The following is a 16,011-nucleotide window of genomic DNA, read 5'->3' as shown; positions in this document are numbered from 1 at the left end:
GCCTTCTCGTCATCGAACAGGAACTGCGCCAGAGCCTTGGTCAACTCGGTCTTGCCAACACCCGTTGGCCCAAGGAACAGGAACGAGCCGATCGGACGGTTCGGGTCCTGAAGCCCCGCCCGCGCCCGGCGGACGGCGTTCGACACGGCCACAAGAGCCTGTTCCTGCCCGACGACACGATCACGAAGCGTGTCTTCCATGCGGATCAGCTTGGCGCGTTCACCTTCGAGCATCCGGTCCACCGGCACACCCGTCCAGCGGGAAACAACCGAGGCTATTCCTTGATCCGTCACGGTATCGGCGAACAGCCCGCTTTTCGACGAGGCGTCCTCTTCTTCCTGCGCCTTGGCGATCTGAGCCTCGAGGTTCGGAATCAGGCCGTACATCAGCTCAGACGCCTTACCGAGATTGCCCTGACGCTGCGCGACCTCCACATCGAACCGCGCCGTATCGAGCTGTTCCTTCAGCTTCTGGATCGCATTCACCCGATCCTTCTCGGCATGCCATTCAGCGCCCATCGCATCGGACTGCTCTTCCAGATCCGCCAGTTCGGCCTCCAGCGCGACCAGACGATCCTTCGACGCGTTATCGTCTTCCTTGCGGATGGCTTCCCGCTCAATCTTAAGCTGGATAATGCGGCGATCGAGTTCGTCCAGAGCTTCCGGCTTGCTGTCGATCTGCATCCGCAGACGGCTGGCAGCCTCGTCGATCAGATCGATCGCCTTGTCCGGCAGGAAGCGGTCGGTGATATAGCGATTGGAGAGGGTTGCGGCCGCAACAATGGCGTTGTCCGTAATGCGGACGCCATGATGCAGCTCGTACTTCTCCTTGATGCCACGCAGAATCGAGATCGTATCGGCAACGGACGGCTCACCCACGAAAACCGGCTGGAAACGACGGGCCAGCGCCGCGTCTTTCTCGATATACTTACGGTATTCGTCGAGCGTCGTCGCACCCACGCAATGCAGCGTGCCGCGCGCCAATTCCGGCTTGATGAGGTTGGACGCATCCATCGCGCCATCGGACCGGCCAGCGCCAACAAGGGTGTGCATTTCGTCGATGAAGAGAATGATCTCGCCTTCAGCCGTCTCGATTTCCTTGAGAACAGCCTTCAGACGCTCCTCGAACTCACCGCGATATTTCGCACCGGCAATCAGCGCGCCCATATCGAGCGACATCAGCTTCTTGTTGCGCAAGGCTTCAGGCACGTCACCGTTGACGATCCGCTGTGCGAGCCCTTCAACAATGGCCGTCTTACCCACGCCCGGCTCACCGATCAGGACGGGATTGTTCTTGCTGCGACGGGCTAGAACCTGAATGGTCCGGCGGATTTCCTCGTCACGGCCAATAACCGGATCGAGCTTGCCGGCCTGCGCCACAGCCGTGACGTCACGGGCGTATTTTTTCAATGCGTCAAACGTATTTTCCGCAGATGCGCTCGTGACGGTACGTCCTTTGCGGATTTCCGCAACAGCACGCTCCAGAGCCCCGGCACTGGCCTTGCCGTCCACAAGTGCCTTGCCCGCAGCCGTATTGCTAGCGGCAATCGCCACAAGCAGACGGTCCTGCGCTACATGGCTGTCGCCCGCGACTTTCGCAGCAGATTCCGCGCCGTCCAGCAGACGGGCAAGATCCGGCGTCATCTGGGGCTGGCCAGCACCGGCACCCTGCACTTTCGGCAGTTTGGCAAGCGCGGCGTCATTGGCAGCCTGAACCACCTTCGGGTCACCACCCGCAGCACGAATCAGACCGGATGCCGCGCCCTGTTCATCGTCCAGCAGGGCCTTAAGCAGATGCTCGGGCGTGAGCTGCTGGTTGTAGTCCCGAAGCGCAATGGTCTGTGCGGCCTGAAGAAAGCCCTGGCTGCGTTCGGTAAAATTCTGAATGTCCATAGCCTTAAAGTCCTCGTATGCCCCGTTACGGCAGCATTGATGTGCTTGGCCGCCCCCGGAGGCAGCGGCCTGTGACTAATATTTAGGCAGTCATTTTTTCGTTTCAAGAGCATCGCGATGACGTTTTGCCGGCCCCTGCAACACAAGATCCGCCTTGGATAGACGGTCGAACGCATTCCGGTTCTGATGCCAGTACGGATAAATCAGGTCCGGCGCGCTCACATCGTCCAGTCTGCGAACCTGCTCCTGCGTCAGACGGAGCGACGCGGCAGCGAGATTGTCCAGAAGCTGGCTCTCCTTGCGCGCACCCAGAACCAGCGATGTGATCCCCGGTTTGTGCAGCGTCCAGGCCAGAGCCACGCGCGCCGCGGAAACGCTATGCTCTTCCGCGATCTGCACCAGAACCTCCACCGTATCGTAGAGCTTTTTCAGATCCCGGACTTCCGGCTCCGGCCAGCCGGAAATCCGGCGAGAATCTTCCGGCGCCGTTTTGCCGCGACGATACTTCCCCGTCAGCAGGCCACAGGCGAGCGGGCTCCAGACCTGCACGCCCAGACCCTGATCTACGGCCAGTGGTAAAAGCTCATATTCGGCATCCCGGGCTTCCAGCGAGTAATAAAGCTGCTGGCTGACCGGGGCGATCAGCCGATCCCGCTCGGCTGCGCCCAGCAGCTTCATCGCCTGCCAGCCCGCAAAATTGGAAATACCCGCATACCGGATCTTACCTTGATCGCGCAGGGTCTGGAGCGCCTCAAGCGTTTCCTCGACCGGCGTCAGGCCGTCCCATTCATGCAGATAATAGAGGTCGATATGATCGCGACCCAAACGACGCAGACTGTCTTCGCAGGCATTAAGAATGTGATGGCGCGACAGGCCCTGCTCGTTCGGCCCCTTTCCCGTCGGAAAACGCACCTTGGAGGTCACGAGCAGTTCGCGGCTGCGTCCCTGAAGAACACGACCCAGAATTTCCTCGGCCTCACCGCCGGAATAGGCATCCGCCGTATCGAACATGTTCACGCCATGCTCGACGCAGACGTCCACCATCCGCGTGGCCTCCGCGACGTCCACCTTGCCGGTGGCGGCAAAATTGCCCTGCCCGCCGAATGTAACCGATCCGAAATTGAGTGCTGAAATCTTCAGGCCCGAGCGACCAAGCTGACGATACTGCATATCCATCAGGCTCCTTCTTGCTGAGACGTACCGCAATGCAGAACACACGAAACCGGGATCGGTCCCGGTAAAATCGCCCCCACTCCCGAAAACGTGAGAAGGTTACGCAGATCCTTCCACAAACTCTGTTCACAAACGGCACTGCGGTCCATGATCGACGTCAAAATCCCGTCCATCGCCATCCCTGTGGAGATGCAATGCTCTCGCCGTCCCTTCCCCTGCGCATAACCTTTATGGGCAAAACCCTTATGGCCTGCGCCGTCCTGTCTCCGCTGCTGTTCCCCAGCCTTGCCGCAGCCGCCAATCCCGCAGCCTGTATGCTCGATCTCGCCAAAACCCGGAACGGCACACTGGGCCTGCCGAACCATGCGGAAATCACACCGGACGGTCACTCCATTCTGTTCCTGCGCTCGGGACCGTTCGACACGCATCTGCATCTTTATCGCTACGACCTGCCGGATCATTCGATCCATGAACTGGCCACACCTGCATCGGGGCCGGAACATCTGTCGGTAGAGGAAAAAGCCCGGCGCGAACGGGCACGTCAGAGCATGTCCGGCATCACCGACTACCAGATGAGCGAAGACGGCGGCACGGTTCTCGCCTCGCAGGGTGGGCAGCTCGAACGCATCGCTACGGATGACGGCCGCGTCACACCGGTCGAGGGGCAGTGGATCGCGCCCCGCATCTCGCCGGACGGTCTAAGCCTTGCCGCCGTGCGGGATAATGATCTCTATAGTGTCGATCTGGTCAGCGGACACGAAACGCGCCTGACAACCGGCGGCAGTGACACTCTGAGCCATGGCCTCGCCGAATTTGCTGCCGCCGAGGAACTGGAACGTGCGGATGGCGCCTGGTGGTCTCCCGACAGCAAGACCATCCTGTTCGAGGAAGCCGATAACAGCGACGTCGAAAAGCACTACATCACCAACCCCGAGGCCCCGCAGGCCGAGCCCATCGCCTTCCGCTATCCCCGCGCGGGCACGAACAACGCCAAAACCCGCTTCGGCCTCGTGGACGCCAAAGGCGGCCCGATCCGCTGGATTTCATGGGACCACGATGCATGGCCCTATCTCGGTCGCGTCGTCTGGCGGAAGAATGCCCCCCTCGCCATCGTCCTACTCAACCGCGAACAGACGAAAGAACAGCTTCTCACGATCGACCCCGCAACCGGCGCCACTCATCTCCTTCTGGAGCAGTCCGACCCGGCATGGATCGAGTTGGACCCGCGTGCCACGTCCGGCGGCCACAACCTTCCCGTCTTTCTTGACCATAATGCCGGATTTCTCTGGGCCGCAGACCGCGGCAAAGACTGGCAGCTCGAACTCCATACCCCGGACGGAAAGCTCGAGCGCGTCCTGACGCCGCCCGGCCTGTCCTATATCGCCCTCAACGATTACGACGCCGAACACAACACCCTCACGGTCACCGTCCGCGCCAACCGACTGGATAACGAGGTCGTCCATATCGACCTGAAAACCGGAGCCGTTACTCCGTTCGTGACGGAACGCGGCATTCACAACATCCACGTTACGAATGGTACGCACACGGCCATGGTGGACACCTTCGCCAGCGCTTCCGGTACGCGCCAGACGCTGGTGCGGGATACGGCAGGCCATGTCGTGGCAACACTTCCGGGTGTGGCGCAGGCACCGAAACTTCCGGTCCATGTCGAGTTCACGACCGCAGGGGCGCGGGATCTGGACGCCGCTATCATCCGGCCGGAGAATTTCAGCGCCTCAAAACATTATCCGGTTGTGCTGTCCGTCTATGCGGGACCGGGCTCCAAGATGGTGCACGACACGCCAACGTCCTATCTTGATGACCAGTGCCTCGCCAATCAGGGCTACATTGTCGTCACGCTCGACGGACGTGGAACGCCGGGACGCAATCATGATTTCGAGCGGGCCATCAAGGGCAACCTGATCGACCTGCCGCTTCAGGACCAGATTGATGGGCTTCAGGCACTCGGCAAACGTCATCATGAAATGGATCTCTCCCGCGTTGGCGTGCATGGCTGGTCCTTTGGCGGCTATTTCACCGCTATGGCGACCATCCGTCGTCCGGATGTGTTCAAGGTCGGTGTGGCGGGCGCACCGCCGGTCGATTTCGCGGATTATGACACGGCCTATACCGAGCGTTATCTCGGCACCCCGCAGGATGACCCGGAAGGCTATCGCAAAAGCAACGTCCTGACCTATGCCGACACGCTGAAACAACCGCTTCTGCTCATGCACGGCATCACGGACGACAACGTCTATTTCGAGAACACCATGAAGCTGACGCAGGCCCTGCTCCATGCGGGCAAGCCCTACGACCTGCTTCTGCTGCCGGGCACGCATATGCTGCCCGATCCTGTCATCCGCGCCCGCGTGGCCCAGCGGCGGGAGCAGTTCCTGCACACGGTTCTTCAGCCCGGAAAATAATGCAGACATTAAAAGGGGGCCGGATCGCGTGATCCGGCCCCCTTTTTCTATAAAATATAGCTGCGCTCAGACGGCGATATCGTCGAACAGTTCCACACCGAACCGCACCGCCATGGCCTGCCGGTAGGCCTCGATCTCAGCGGGATAAACCACCCCACGGATCAGCGAGAGGCTATGCAGATGCGCGAACAGATGGATATCGTCCGTGGAGAGTTCGCCATTCACAGCTTCGGGCGAACGGATCAGTGGCGCCAGATCTTTCAGCAGTGCATTGAGCTGCGTTAGTTCTTCGGTTTTCTCTTCCAGCAGTGCGCTAAAAGCCCCAACGGATGGCTCCTTGCGACGGATGAAGCCGGCACGCGCGGATGTCGTATCAAACTCCGGCAGCGGGGCGGCAGCCGCGCGAGGGAGAAACAGGCGATAGAGCGGAGCAGCGGCCTTCTGGAGCCATGACGTAATTTCGGGACGCGTCTTGCCCGTCAGAACAGGCGTTCCAACCCCATCGATATGCATGACGATATCCATGCTCTCGGGCATGAAATGTCCATCCTCTTCAAGGATAGGAACGACCTTGCGGCCCACCATGCGAACCGGTCCATCCACATCGTCATTGAGCAGGATGCGCTTCTCATAGGGAAGCTTCTTGAACCCGAAGATCATCCGCGCCTTGGTGCAGAACGGGCAGTGTTCGTAAAAATAGAGGGTATAGGGTGCGTTCATGCTGCCTTCCTGTGTCTGACGGGTGCCTGTCTCAGGCTTCTCCGACCGATGAAGAAAAAAGAAGCGGGTCAATCTCGATGGCGTCCAGAGCCTGTCGCCATTTCTTTGCATGATCAGTACCGAACACGATCTCATCACTTGCCGGGGCCACAAACCACGAACTGTCCCGCAGGATTTCCTGTTCAAGCTGCCCCGGCGCCCATGCGGCATGCCCGAGCGCCAGCATCGCCTGTTTTGGCCCTTGTCCAGTGGCGATTTCGCGCAGGATATCCAGACTGGCGGTCAGGGTCATATGCCCATCAACGGCCAGACTACCCTCCCCCGCCCAGTCCGCCGAATGCAGGACAAAACCGCGTGAATGCTCCACCGGACCACCCATGCACACCCCGATCCGGCGTTCGGGAGGATTGGGGTCGATTCCGAGCTGCGCGAACAGATCGTCCAAACCCGGCTGGGCCAGACGCCTGTTGACGATCAGCCCCATCGCCCCGTCCTGCTCCGAATGCGCGCAGAGATAGATCACCGTCCGCTCAAAAAACGTCTCCGCCAGTGCGGGCGCCGCCACGAGCAGCTGTCCCGTAAGGCCTGCCTCTCTGCCCATCGCCGTCACAGCAGGGTCCGTCAGGTTGTCATTGCGTCCATCGAGTGTTTTTTTCATGCCTGCCAACATGGGTGCATCCCTTCCTGTATTGCAAGCGTTTGCCTTCAGGAGTGTTAATGACATCCAATGTCACTGACCTGAGCCCCGTACCGCCCACGAACCGCCCCTGCCGGGTGCGGACTGCCCGTCTGGAGATTGTCATGCCTCTCACCGTCCTCGTCACCGGCGCCACTGCAGGTTTCGGCCATGCCATCGCAACGCGTCTTGTCCGCGAAGGCCACCGCGTCATTGCCACCGGTCGCCGCAAGGAGCGGCTGGAAGCCCTCAAGGACGAACTCGGCGAGAGCGTTCTGCCCTTCACGCTCGACATGACCAATCGCGACGCCCTCCGCTCACTGCCCGCAGCACTACCTGAAGACTGGCAGGATATCGACGTTCTGGTGAACAATGCAGGCCTTGCCCTTGGCATGGACCCTGCACAGGACGCCGAACCCGATAACTGGGAATCGATGATCGCCACCAATGTCTCGGGCGTTGTCGAACTGACCCGTGCACTTCTGCCGGGCATGGTCCAGCGCAATACGGGCTACATCATCGCTCTGGGCAGCACGGCCGGGACCTATCCTTATACTGGCGGCAACGTCTACGGCGCGACCAAGGCTTTCGTACACCAGTTCACCCAGAACCTGCGGACAGACCTGCTCGGCACCCGCATCCGCGTGACCAATATCGAACCCGGCCTGTGTGGCGGCAGCGAATTCAGCACCGTGCGTCTGGGAGACGACACCAAGGCGGCGGCCGTGTACAAGGACACGACGCCGCTGACACCGGACGACATTGCCGAAACAGTCTCCTGGCTCATCGGGCTGCCCTGGCATGTGAATGTCAATTATCTGGAAATGATGCCGGTCTGTCAGGCATCCGGCGGTCTTGCGGTGAACCGTCATGTCGGCTGAAACAGGACTTCCTGCCAAACTTCGCATTACGGACGGGAAAAAATTCCGTCTGTCCTCCATCGCCACCAACGACACGCTGGGTCGCCAGAAAAACGAGTCCCGCACCCGCATCCGCGACTGCGTGGACCAGATGTCCATTCTCCAGCAGCGACTTGCAGCCTATGCGACCCACGGCATCCTCGTCGTGCTTCAAGGCATGGACACTGCCGGCAAGGACGGCGCGATCCGACACGCCTTTTCGGGCCTGAATCCGCAGGGCGTGCACGTCACGTCGTTCAAGGCGCCCGCTGGAATTTCGACGCGACATGATGATCTGTGGCGCATCCATCTCGCCGTACCTTCCCGTGGCGAAATCGGTATTTTCAACCGCAGTCATTATGAAGACGTTCTGGTGGAGCGCGTTCATCCGGACATGGTCCGGGCGCGCGGGCTCAATCCGGACCTTCCGGATTTCTGGGATCACCGTTTGCAGGATCTGCGGAACTTCGAAAGCTATCTGCACCGTCAGAATATCATCGTCCTCAAGCTGTTCCTCCATATTTCGCCGGAAGAGCAACGCCTGCGCCTGCTCAAGCGGTTGGACCACCCGGAAAAACGCTGGAAATTCAGCCCGTCCGACATCAAGGAGCGTGAGTTCTGGCCGCATTATACCGCAGCTTACGAAGAGGCCATCCGCGCCACCTCAACGCCTGAAGCCCCTTGGATCGTCATTCCATCGGACCATAAATGGCTTGCCCGCGTTCTGGTGGCCGAAGCGCTGCTGGAGACACTCGAAAGCCTGCATCTGAAGGAACCGGAACAGAAACTTTCCGATTCTCTCCGGGAAGCCCAACAGGCCCTGCTCAAAGGTGCGGCCAAAACCGTCTGATCCAGACCATGCCGATTTTCTCCCGTCTCAGGCGTTTGCTGTCTCCACCAGCCGGACCTTCCGGTCTGGCGGAGATCGCCCGAAGCGTGACCATGCTTGAAACCTGCCCGGTGAAGCGTGTCTCTGCGCCGGGCCTGTCCGACCTGCCCCATCCTGAGCGAAATCCGTTTCGGGGCTGGGAGAGCATGCCGGTCACGGTCCAGCACTATGCCCTGCGCAATATCGTGCTGGACCAACCCCTGATGACCCTGCTGTATGCAGGCCGACCCATCCCAGAAACAGCCTATGTCCAGTCCCCTGACGCTGTCCGCGCCCTGACACTGCGACCGGCCGACATGATAAACTGCACGCCTTTCAAGGGTCTTACGGCAAGCTGCGTCGATCACTGGGCCTCGAATTACTATCACTGGGTCGCCCATACGATCCCGACCCTGCATGTCCTGTCCCTACAGGATAAAGCTGTCCGCCTTGTGCTACCCGAACACATGCATCCTTGGCAGTTCGAGACGCTGGAGCTTTTTGGGCTGACATCCGAAGCCCATATCCGTCTGAAACAGGGGCACCAATATGCGTTCCAGACGCTAGATTACATCACCTTCGTCAATGGCAGCGCTGATTTTGCCATCTCGGACCTCTCCTGTGCCGCCTATGCCCGTCTCCGAGAGGCGGTTGGAGCTACGGCCAAACCTGTGGGACGGCGGATCTATATCGAACGCGGGGCCTCGGCCAACCGGCATGTTCCCAACGAATCCGAGCTGGCGGACAGTCTGGAAAAGCTCGGTTTCGAGCGCGTCTGTCCTGAAACCCTCTCCCTGACCGAACAGATCCGCCTGTTCAGCGAGGCCGGAATGGTCATGGGAATGCTCGGCGCCGGGATGGCCAATATCGCCTGGTGCCAGCCGGGAACGCTCGTTTACGAACTTGTTCCGTCCCACCACATCAATCCCTGCTTCGCCGCTATGGCGACACAGGACGGCCTCCGGTACTGGGCTGATGTGTTCCAGACGGGTGCTGCACAGGAAAACCATACGGACAATGCTTCGATTCCACTGCCCCTCGCGGACATCCTCGACCGGGTCCGGGATCTGATCGCCCGCCTCCCCCGGACCTGAACAAACAAAACCCCGCCGAAGACCTGCTCCGGCGGGGTTTCACGTCATTCAGATTCCGAAAGACGGATCAGGAACGGCGCTTGCGGCTCGAACCATCACTCTTCGGGCCGTCGCCACCTGCGGGCTTCGGACGACCAAAGCCCGAACCGCCACGGCCTTTGTAACCGCTTCCGCCGCCAGCGCCACCACGCGGGCCGCCCTTGAAGCCACCACCCGAACGGCCACCGCCGGCACCGCCAAAGCGCTTGCCTTCACCCGGATTGCGGCCACGAGCCCCCATGCCGCCAGCAGGCGCTTCAGACGGCTCGATCGTCACTTCGTCGGCTTCTGCGCCAGCGAGGCAGGACTTGAAACGGGCCACGCTCTCATCAGCGATCTGGAAATAGGTCTGTTCCTGATCGATGCGGATGCTGCCGATTTCGCGCTTCTGCACGCCGCCCAAACGGCAGATCAGCGGGATCAGCCACTTCGGATCAGCGCGCTCAGTGCGGCCAACGCTCATCTTGAACCACTCACCCGCCATGACGTGTTCTTCACGCGGCGCGCGCTCACCACGTTCGCCACGCTCTGTGTGACGCGGGGCCTCGACGGACATCGGACGGACCTGCTCAACCTTCGGCAGACGCGCCCGGTACAGACCCACCAACGCAGCAGCGAGCTTCGTGGCGTCGTATTTCTCGGCGAGCTGGTTGACCAGCTCGTCGGACATGTCGTCCACGGCGTTCGTCAGGATCGGATCGTCCATCAGACGGGTCTTGTCCTGCTCGGCAATCGCCGCAGCCGTCGGAACAGCTTCCCATTCCGCCTGAATCTTGGCCATCTGAAGCAGGCGCTCGGCCTTGCGACGCTGGCTCACCGGCACCATCAGAACGCTGGTGCCCTTGCGGCCCGCACGGCCGGTCCGGCCCGAACGATGCAGCAGGGTCTCGGCAGCCGTCGGGATGCTGGCGTGAATCACAAGGTTCAGGGCCGGTACGTCAATGCCACGGGCCGCAACATCGGTCGCAACGCAGACGCGTGCCTGACCCGAACGCAGGCTCTCGATCGCACGGCTACGCTCGTTCTGGCCCATCTCGCCAGAAATGGCGACGGACGCAAAACCGCGCTCAAGCAGAGTCGCCTGAACCTGATTGACCATCATGCGGGTGTTGCAGAACACCATGGCGGTCGGGCTCTCGTAGAAACGAAGCACATTGACGAGCGAGCGTTCGATTTCCTGCGGCGGCGTGACAACACAGCGATAGGTGATGTCGGAATGCTGCTTCGCGCCCGAGACCGTGTCGATCCGCTCGGCATTCTTCTGGTAACGGCGCGCCAGCGACGCGATTTCGCGGGCGATCGTTGCGGAAAACAGCAGGGTGCGACGCTCGGTCGGAGCCGCATCGAGCAGCTTTTCGAGCTCGTCACGGAAACCCATGTCCAGCATTTCGTCGGCTTCGTCGAGGATGACGCAGCGCAGGGCGGACAGGTCGAGGGAGCCACGCGACAGATGGTCGCACAGACGGCCCGGCGTGCCGACAACGATATGGACACCGCGATTAAGCTCGCGGGCTTCGCTACGGGCATCGGTGCCGCCAATGCAGCTCGCGATACGGGCACCAGTTTCGGCATAGAGCCACTTGAGTTCGGACTGGACCTGAAGCGCCAACTCACGCGTTGGCGCGATCACGAGCGCCATGGGCTGAGGGGACGGCGGAAGGCGATCGGCGTCTCCGAGCAGGGTCGGAGCGATGGCCAGGCCGAAGGCGACGGTCTTGCCCGACCCCGTCTGCGCGGAAACCAGCAGGTCGCGCTCGTCCAGACCCGGCTGAAGAACTGCTTCCTGAACAGGAGTCAGCTGTTCGTAGCCACGTGCCTCAAGGGCGCGCTTAAGGGCAGGATGGGTATCGGGAAAAGGCATATTTTATGAACACTCGGCAAACGTCACGCCGACGACAGGATGCGGCGGCTGGAATGCCGCTGCATAAAGACTTCCGCTTCAAAATACCAGAAAGAACGTATGGCAGGCTTTTTCTTGTGTTTCCAGCTCAGGTTCTGGGCTTACGGCCTACCACCGCATGAACCGTATCGCGCCATGCCGTCAGGTCCTCGGGCGGGACGACCTCGCCGGTATCCAGCTCGACCAGACCGGTGCGGGACATGAGAACGCTCACCAGCCTCACGCGGTCCGCAGGCTCCAGCGCCTGCCAGATCGCAACGGCTTTGGCCGCATGAAACTGGTCGGAAAACGTCAGAATCAACGGCGCGCCGGGCTTGAGCACCCGCACAATTTCCATCAGGATCGCCAAAGGCTGCGTCAGGTAAGCCAGTCCGTCACACAGCGTCACGGCATCAAAACTGTCATCTTCAAAAGGCAGCGTCGGCTCGTCATTGAGATCCTGCACAATCCGTTCGTTCAGGATCGGATTGGCCTCCAGAGCGGCTTTCGCGACACCCAGCCCTACCACGCGCTGGAACTGCGCCTCCTGCGGATAATGACTCAATGCTCCGGCCATCAGGTCCAGCACAGCGCCCCCAACTGGCAGAGCCGTCTGATACAATGCCGTCACAGCGGTCTGCGCGCCCATATCCATCAGCGAATCCGGGATATGCTGCGCATGGAAAATCGTATCAGGTTCGTTGTTGGCGCGCGTGAACGCCGCGACGTGCATTCCTTCAAGCTGTTCGGGGCCGCTCATATCCACTCCTTCTGATCCAGCAGCGGACATGAGGGCATGTTCCCCGTGCGTCAACCCGCGGGATGCTTTATGAGAGGGGCCACCATGAGCCTCTCCTTCACGAAAATGCACGGTCTGGGCAACGATTTCGTCGTAATCGACGCCCGCCAGAACGATCCCGCGCTCGATACCGCTATCATCCGCCATCTGTGCGACCGGCGCTTTGGAATCGGCTGCGACCAACTCGTGCTCCTGACTGTCCCAACGCTGGACGGCGCGGATGTGCATGTCCGTTTCTTCAATCCCGACGGTTCTGAAGCTGGAGCCTGCGGCAATGCGTCCCGCTGCGTGGCAAAATTCGTCGGTGGCACGCCCACGCTCCAGACTGCCGCCGGTCTTCTCCCCACAGCACGCGACGGCGATCTTTTCACGATCAATATGGGTGTACCCCGTCTGGACTGGCGGGACGTGCCGCTTTCGCAGGCCTGTGACACACTGCACTTACCCCTGCATGATGCAGCGGCCTGCTCGATGGGCAATCCGCATGCCACAATTTTCGGCGACACCTCCCGTGCTGAAGGGCTGGGCGCCGGGCTCGAGCAGGACGCTCTGTTCCCCGAACGCGCCAATATCGGTTTCGCACAGATCCTCTCCCCGACCCATATGCGCCTGCGCGTCTGGGAACGTGGTGCCGGCCTGACACTCGCCTGCGGCTCCGGTGCCTGCGCAGCCGTCGTGAATGCCGTGCGTCGCGGCCTGACGGAGCGCACCTGCACCGTGACCATGGATGGCGGAGATCTGCGCATCACATGGCGTGCGGACGGTCACGTCCTCATGACAGGCCCCGCCGCCACGGTTTTCCATGGAACAACCGCGTGACAGCCTCCGTCCTGACCTTCGGCTGCCGCCTAAACGTGCATGAAAGCGACGGCATGGCCCATCATGCGCGCGGCCAGAACGACACCATCATCGTCAATACCTGCGCCGTGACGACCACAGCCGAACGACAGGCGCGACAGGCCATCCGTCGGGCGCATCGCGAAAATCCGGACGCCAAAATCGTCGTGACCGGCTGCGCCTCCGACATCGCACCGGATCGCTGGGCCGAACTGCCGGGCGTGGTTCGTGTCGTGCCCAATGAAGACAAGCTCAAACCCGCCATCTGGGGCGACCACGGCCCCGGCCTGCCGCCTTCACGTCATGCCCGCGCCCTTCTTCAGGTCCAGCAGGGCTGCGATCATCGCTGCACATTCTGCATTATCCCCTATGGTCGCGGCGTTTCCCGCTCCACGCCCATTGAAGATGCCATCGCGCGCGCAGAGACCCTTGTCGAAGCCGGGCATCAGGAAATTGTCCTGACCGGGGTGGACATTGCCTCCTGGCAAGACACCACAGGCAAGGGGCTGGGTGCATTATGCCGCGAACTACTGCGCCGTGTTGAAGGCGTCCGGCGTCTGCGCCTGTCGTCCATCGATCCTGTTCTTCTAGATGTGAAAACGGGCGATGCGGATCTCTGGTGGCTATTGGAAAACGAACCGCGGCTGATGCCGCATCTGCACCTGTCCCTACAGGCGGGGTCGGACCTCATTCTCAAGCGCATGAAGCGCCGTCATGATACCGCAGGCGTTGCAGCCACACTGCGCCGCGTGCGCTCCATGCGTCCGGAAACAGGCGTGGGCGCTGATCTGATCGCAGGGTTCCCTACGGAAACGGAGGCTCTGTTCGAAGAGACCCGCGCCTTCATCGAAGAGCAGCAAATTCCCTTCCTGCATGTCTTTCCCTACAGCGAACGCCCCGGCACCCCTGCGGCAAGAATGCCCGCCGTTCCCAACGCCGAACGCCAGCAACGCGCAGCCCGACTCCGCGATGTCGGAGACAGAAACCGCGACCGTTTTCTCGAACGCCTCATCGGCACGGACTTCGATATTCTCGCCGAAACACCCGATCGCGGCCATTCCCCCGAATTCGCCGCCATCCGCCTCGTCGGCAACGCACCCGCACCAGTCCGGGGCAGTTTCGTTCCCGTCCGGGCCACCGGGCTGGAAAACGGAACACTTCTGGCAGAAATCCGCACCTGAAACACGTTCAGATCTTCCTGCGCTCTTGACGTCCGGCCCGACCTGTCCGAACTCCCATGCATGGCTGGATTTTTCTCACGACTCAAACAGGGTCTTTCACGCTCGAGTTCGCGTCTCGGCGCCGTCTTTACTCACCGCAAGCTGGACGAAACGGCTCTTGAGGAACTCGAAGACGAACTGATCGCGGCAGACCTTGGCCCCGCCGTGGCTGAACGGGTGATCGAAAGCTTCCGGAGCACGCGCTTCGGCAAAGACGTGACCAGCGACGAAATCCGCGAAACTCTCGCGACCGAAATCGCCCGTGTTCTGGAGCCCGTCGCAGTTCCTTTCGAGCCCGATCCTACGAAAAAGCCCCATGTCGTACTGGTGGTCGGGGTCAATGGCGTCGGCAAGACCACGACCATCGGCAAGATGGCCCGCCTGTACACCGAAGAAGGCAAGTCCGTGATGCTGGTGGCCGGAGATACTTTCCGCGCCGCCGCTGTCGAGCAGCTCGAAGTCTGGGGCAAACGTGCCAATGTGCCCGTCATTGCCGGAAAGCACGGCGCCGATGCAGCGGGACTGGCCTATGACGGCCTCAAGCGCGCAACTGAAGCGGGAACCGAGCTGCTTCTGATCGACACGGCCGGACGTCTGCATAACAAGGGCGCGCTGATGGAGGAACTGGCCAAGGTCATCCGCGTCATGCGAAAGTTTGACGAGACAGCACCGCATTCCGTTCTGCTGGTGCTGGATGCCACGACAGGTCAGAACGCCGTCGAACAGGTGCGCGTGTTCCGGGAACTGGTCAACGTGACCGGACTGATCGTGACGAAGCTGGACGGCTCCGCGCGCGGTGGCATCGTCGTGGCCCTTGCGGAACAGTTCAAGCTGCCGGTTCATATGGTCGGCGTCGGGGAGCAGGCCGAAGACCTTCGTCCCTTCTCGGCTCAGGACTATGCCAAAGGTCTGGTTGGTGGTTCGAACGATCTGGCCTCAAGGCTGATGGAGACCCCGGTCGAAGATACGTCCGCCGTCGAATAATATTTCAGGCTCCGCGACTGGGAGAAATCTCAGCTCGCAGGAACCCCTTCGTCCGAAGACAGCCATTCGTCCTGAAGATAGGCAATCCGTTTTTCAATGGATTTGCGCTCGCGCCGGGCGACCTCCGCATTCCAGAGCCGCCCCCCAATGGCCGAAGCCTCCGCTACAAGCCACGCTGCGCCAGCCGCCAGCCAGTCCAGTGCCAAAGTCACCGGTTGTGTAATCTGCGCGATGCAGGTCTCCCAATCGCCGTTGGCCGCCCAGGCTTCGTGCAGAGGTCGCACCATGACCGCGCCAACATAAAACAGAACGATCATGAGACGCTGGCCATCCGCGTTCGGATCAAACAGCCTCAGAGCCACCATAGGAAGCAGCAATACGCCAGCGACCAACAGACTTCCCGGCACATAGGACAGCATCAGGCCAATGATGATTCCGTGCCACCACCGAAATCCCGGAGCACGGAGCGTTTCTGCTCCTACCGACCTAGCGGACGCCATAAATCTTC

At 61.0% G+C, this 16,011-nt stretch carries 14 protein-coding genes (1 of these 14 only partly in view); 7 read left to right on the top strand and 7 right to left on the bottom strand.

Annotation, left to right across the window (positions count from 1 at the left end; all coding sequences use genetic code 11):
- Together clpB and ABDK74_RS11135 are read right to left on the bottom strand one after the other, a co-directional pair.
- On the bottom strand, window positions 1-1,892 hold the 5' portion of the coding sequence (gene clpB / locus ABDK74_RS11140) for an ATP-dependent chaperone ClpB (protein ID WP_346003848.1). 709 nt of this gene lie to the left of the window's left edge; the window shows 1,892 of its 2,601 coding nt (coding positions 1-1,892); its start codon is at window positions 1,890-1,892; its stop codon lies off the left edge, out of view.
- A gap of 90 nt (window positions 1,893-1,982) precedes the next feature.
- Complete coding sequence (locus tag ABDK74_RS11135) at window positions 1,983-3,062, bottom strand: aldo/keto reductase (RefSeq protein WP_346003847.1); 1,080 nt, start codon at window positions 3,060-3,062, stop codon at window positions 1,983-1,985.
- A 197-nt stretch (window positions 3,063-3,259) separates the two neighbouring features.
- Between ABDK74_RS11135 and ABDK74_RS11130 the strand changes: the two genes are divergently transcribed.
- A complete protein-coding gene (locus ABDK74_RS11130) occupies window positions 3,260-5,488 on the top strand; it encodes a DPP IV N-terminal domain-containing protein (protein ID WP_346003846.1) in 2,229 nt (742 codons plus the stop codon).
- 66 nt (window positions 5,489-5,554) lie between these two features.
- Here ABDK74_RS11130 and grxB read toward each other — a convergent pair whose 3' ends face one another.
- Together grxB and ABDK74_RS11120 are read right to left on the bottom strand one after the other, a co-directional pair.
- Window positions 5,555-6,208, bottom strand: a complete 654-nt coding sequence (gene grxB / locus ABDK74_RS11125; RefSeq protein WP_346003844.1) for a glutaredoxin 2 — start codon at window positions 6,206-6,208, stop codon at window positions 5,555-5,557.
- Between the two features lie 31 nt (window positions 6,209-6,239).
- A complete protein-coding gene (locus ABDK74_RS11120; RefSeq protein ID WP_346003843.1) occupies window positions 6,240-6,866 on the bottom strand; it encodes a YqgE/AlgH family protein in 627 nt (208 codons plus the stop codon).
- Window positions 6,867-7,009: 143 nt separating this feature from the next.
- On the opposite strand from ABDK74_RS11120, the gene ABDK74_RS11115 reads away from it, so the two are divergent.
- From ABDK74_RS11115 to ABDK74_RS11105, 3 genes are read left to right on the top strand one after another with little or no spacing between them, the layout of a single operon-like run.
- Window positions 7,010-7,765, top strand: coding sequence for an SDR family NAD(P)-dependent oxidoreductase (locus tag ABDK74_RS11115; protein WP_346004217.1), 756 nt, complete (start codon window positions 7,010-7,012; stop codon window positions 7,763-7,765).
- Entirely contained in the window at window positions 7,755-8,633 is an 879-nt protein-coding gene (locus ABDK74_RS11110; protein ID WP_346003842.1) for a polyphosphate kinase 2 family protein, read from the top strand. The genes ABDK74_RS11115 and ABDK74_RS11110 overlap by 11 nt, the downstream gene beginning before the upstream one ends.
- Window positions 8,634-8,641: 8 nt before the next feature.
- Window positions 8,642-9,745 (top strand): glycosyltransferase family 61 protein, encoded by a 1,104-nt coding sequence (locus ABDK74_RS11105; RefSeq protein WP_346003841.1) that lies wholly within the window; start codon window positions 8,642-8,644, stop codon window positions 9,743-9,745.
- Window positions 9,746-9,812: 67 nt separating this feature from the next.
- Here the strand turns inward: ABDK74_RS11105 and ABDK74_RS11100 are convergent, their stop codons facing one another.
- The gene (locus tag ABDK74_RS11100; protein WP_194255847.1) at window positions 9,813-11,645 is read right to left on the bottom strand and encodes a DEAD/DEAH box helicase; all 1,833 of its coding nucleotides are present in this window, start codon (window positions 11,643-11,645) and stop codon (window positions 9,813-9,815) included.
- A 127-nt stretch (window positions 11,646-11,772) separates the two neighbouring features.
- Window positions 11,773-12,423 carry a class I SAM-dependent methyltransferase gene (locus ABDK74_RS11095; protein WP_346003840.1) on the bottom strand — a complete coding sequence of 217 codons (651 nt, stop codon included), beginning with the start codon at window positions 12,421-12,423 and terminating at the stop codon, window positions 11,773-11,775.
- An 84-nt stretch (window positions 12,424-12,507) separates the two neighbouring features.
- Between ABDK74_RS11095 and dapF the strand changes: the two genes are divergently transcribed.
- Genes dapF through ftsY form a run of 3 tightly spaced genes read left to right on the top strand, consistent with a single transcriptional unit; the run spans window position 12,508 to window position 15,503 of the window.
- Window positions 12,508-13,281, top strand: a complete 774-nt coding sequence (dapF, locus tag ABDK74_RS11090; RefSeq protein ID WP_346003839.1) for a diaminopimelate epimerase — start codon at window positions 12,508-12,510, stop codon at window positions 13,279-13,281.
- On the top strand, window positions 13,278-14,480 hold the full coding sequence (locus tag ABDK74_RS11085; RefSeq protein ID WP_346003838.1) for a radical SAM protein: 1,203 nt from the start codon (window positions 13,278-13,280) through the stop codon (window positions 14,478-14,480). Before dapF ends, ABDK74_RS11085 begins: the two co-directional genes overlap by 4 nt.
- Before the next feature lie 60 nt (window positions 14,481-14,540).
- Window positions 14,541-15,503, top strand: coding sequence for a signal recognition particle-docking protein FtsY (gene ftsY / locus ABDK74_RS11080; RefSeq protein WP_346003837.1), 963 nt, complete (start codon window positions 14,541-14,543; stop codon window positions 15,501-15,503).
- 29 nt (window positions 15,504-15,532) lie between these two features.
- Here ftsY and ABDK74_RS11075 read toward each other — a convergent pair whose 3' ends face one another.
- Window positions 15,533-16,003 carry a hypothetical protein gene (locus tag ABDK74_RS11075; RefSeq protein WP_346003836.1) on the bottom strand — a complete coding sequence of 157 codons (471 nt, stop codon included), beginning with the start codon at window positions 16,001-16,003 and terminating at the stop codon, window positions 15,533-15,535.
- Between the last annotated feature and the right edge of the window lie 8 nt (window positions 16,004-16,011).

This window comes from Gluconobacter sp. OJB (assembly GCF_039638275.1).
In the GTDB taxonomy this organism is placed as follows: domain Bacteria; phylum Pseudomonadota; class Alphaproteobacteria; order Acetobacterales; family Acetobacteraceae; genus Gluconobacter; species Gluconobacter cerevisiae.
This window is presented reverse-complemented; position numbering and strand designations above follow the sequence as displayed.

Excerpts from the sequence above, each read along its gene's own strand:
- ABDK74_RS11135 (WP_346003847.1), bottom strand. The coding sequence starts at position 3,062 with ATGCAGTATCGTCAGCTTGGTCGCTCGGGCCTGAAGATTTCAGCACTC.
- ABDK74_RS11130 (WP_346003846.1), top strand. The coding sequence starts at position 3,260 with ATGCTCTCGCCGTCCCTTCCCCTGCGCATAACCTTTATGGGCAAAACC.
- grxB (WP_346003844.1), bottom strand. The coding sequence starts at position 6,208 with ATGAACGCACCCTATACCCTCTATTTTTACGAACACTGCCCGTTCTGC.
- ABDK74_RS11120 (WP_346003843.1), bottom strand. The coding sequence starts at position 6,866 with ATGAAAAAAACACTCGATGGACGCAATGACAACCTGACGGACCCTGCT.
- ABDK74_RS11115 (WP_346004217.1), top strand. The coding sequence starts at position 7,010 with ATGCCTCTCACCGTCCTCGTCACCGGCGCCACTGCAGGTTTCGGCCAT.
- ABDK74_RS11110 (WP_346003842.1), top strand. The coding sequence starts at position 7,755 with ATGTCGGCTGAAACAGGACTTCCTGCCAAACTTCGCATTACGGACGGG.
- ABDK74_RS11105 (WP_346003841.1), top strand. The coding sequence starts at position 8,642 with ATGCCGATTTTCTCCCGTCTCAGGCGTTTGCTGTCTCCACCAGCCGGA.
- ABDK74_RS11100 (WP_194255847.1), bottom strand. The coding sequence starts at position 11,645 with ATGCCTTTTCCCGATACCCATCCTGCCCTTAAGCGCGCCCTTGAGGCA.
- ABDK74_RS11095 (WP_346003840.1), bottom strand. The coding sequence starts at position 12,423 with ATGAGCGGCCCCGAACAGCTTGAAGGAATGCACGTCGCGGCGTTCACG.
- dapF (WP_346003839.1), top strand. The coding sequence starts at position 12,508 with ATGAGCCTCTCCTTCACGAAAATGCACGGTCTGGGCAACGATTTCGTC.
- ftsY (WP_346003837.1), top strand. The coding sequence starts at position 14,541 with ATGGCTGGATTTTTCTCACGACTCAAACAGGGTCTTTCACGCTCGAGT.
- ABDK74_RS11075 (WP_346003836.1), bottom strand. The coding sequence starts at position 16,003 with ATGGCGTCCGCTAGGTCGGTAGGAGCAGAAACGCTCCGTGCTCCGGGA.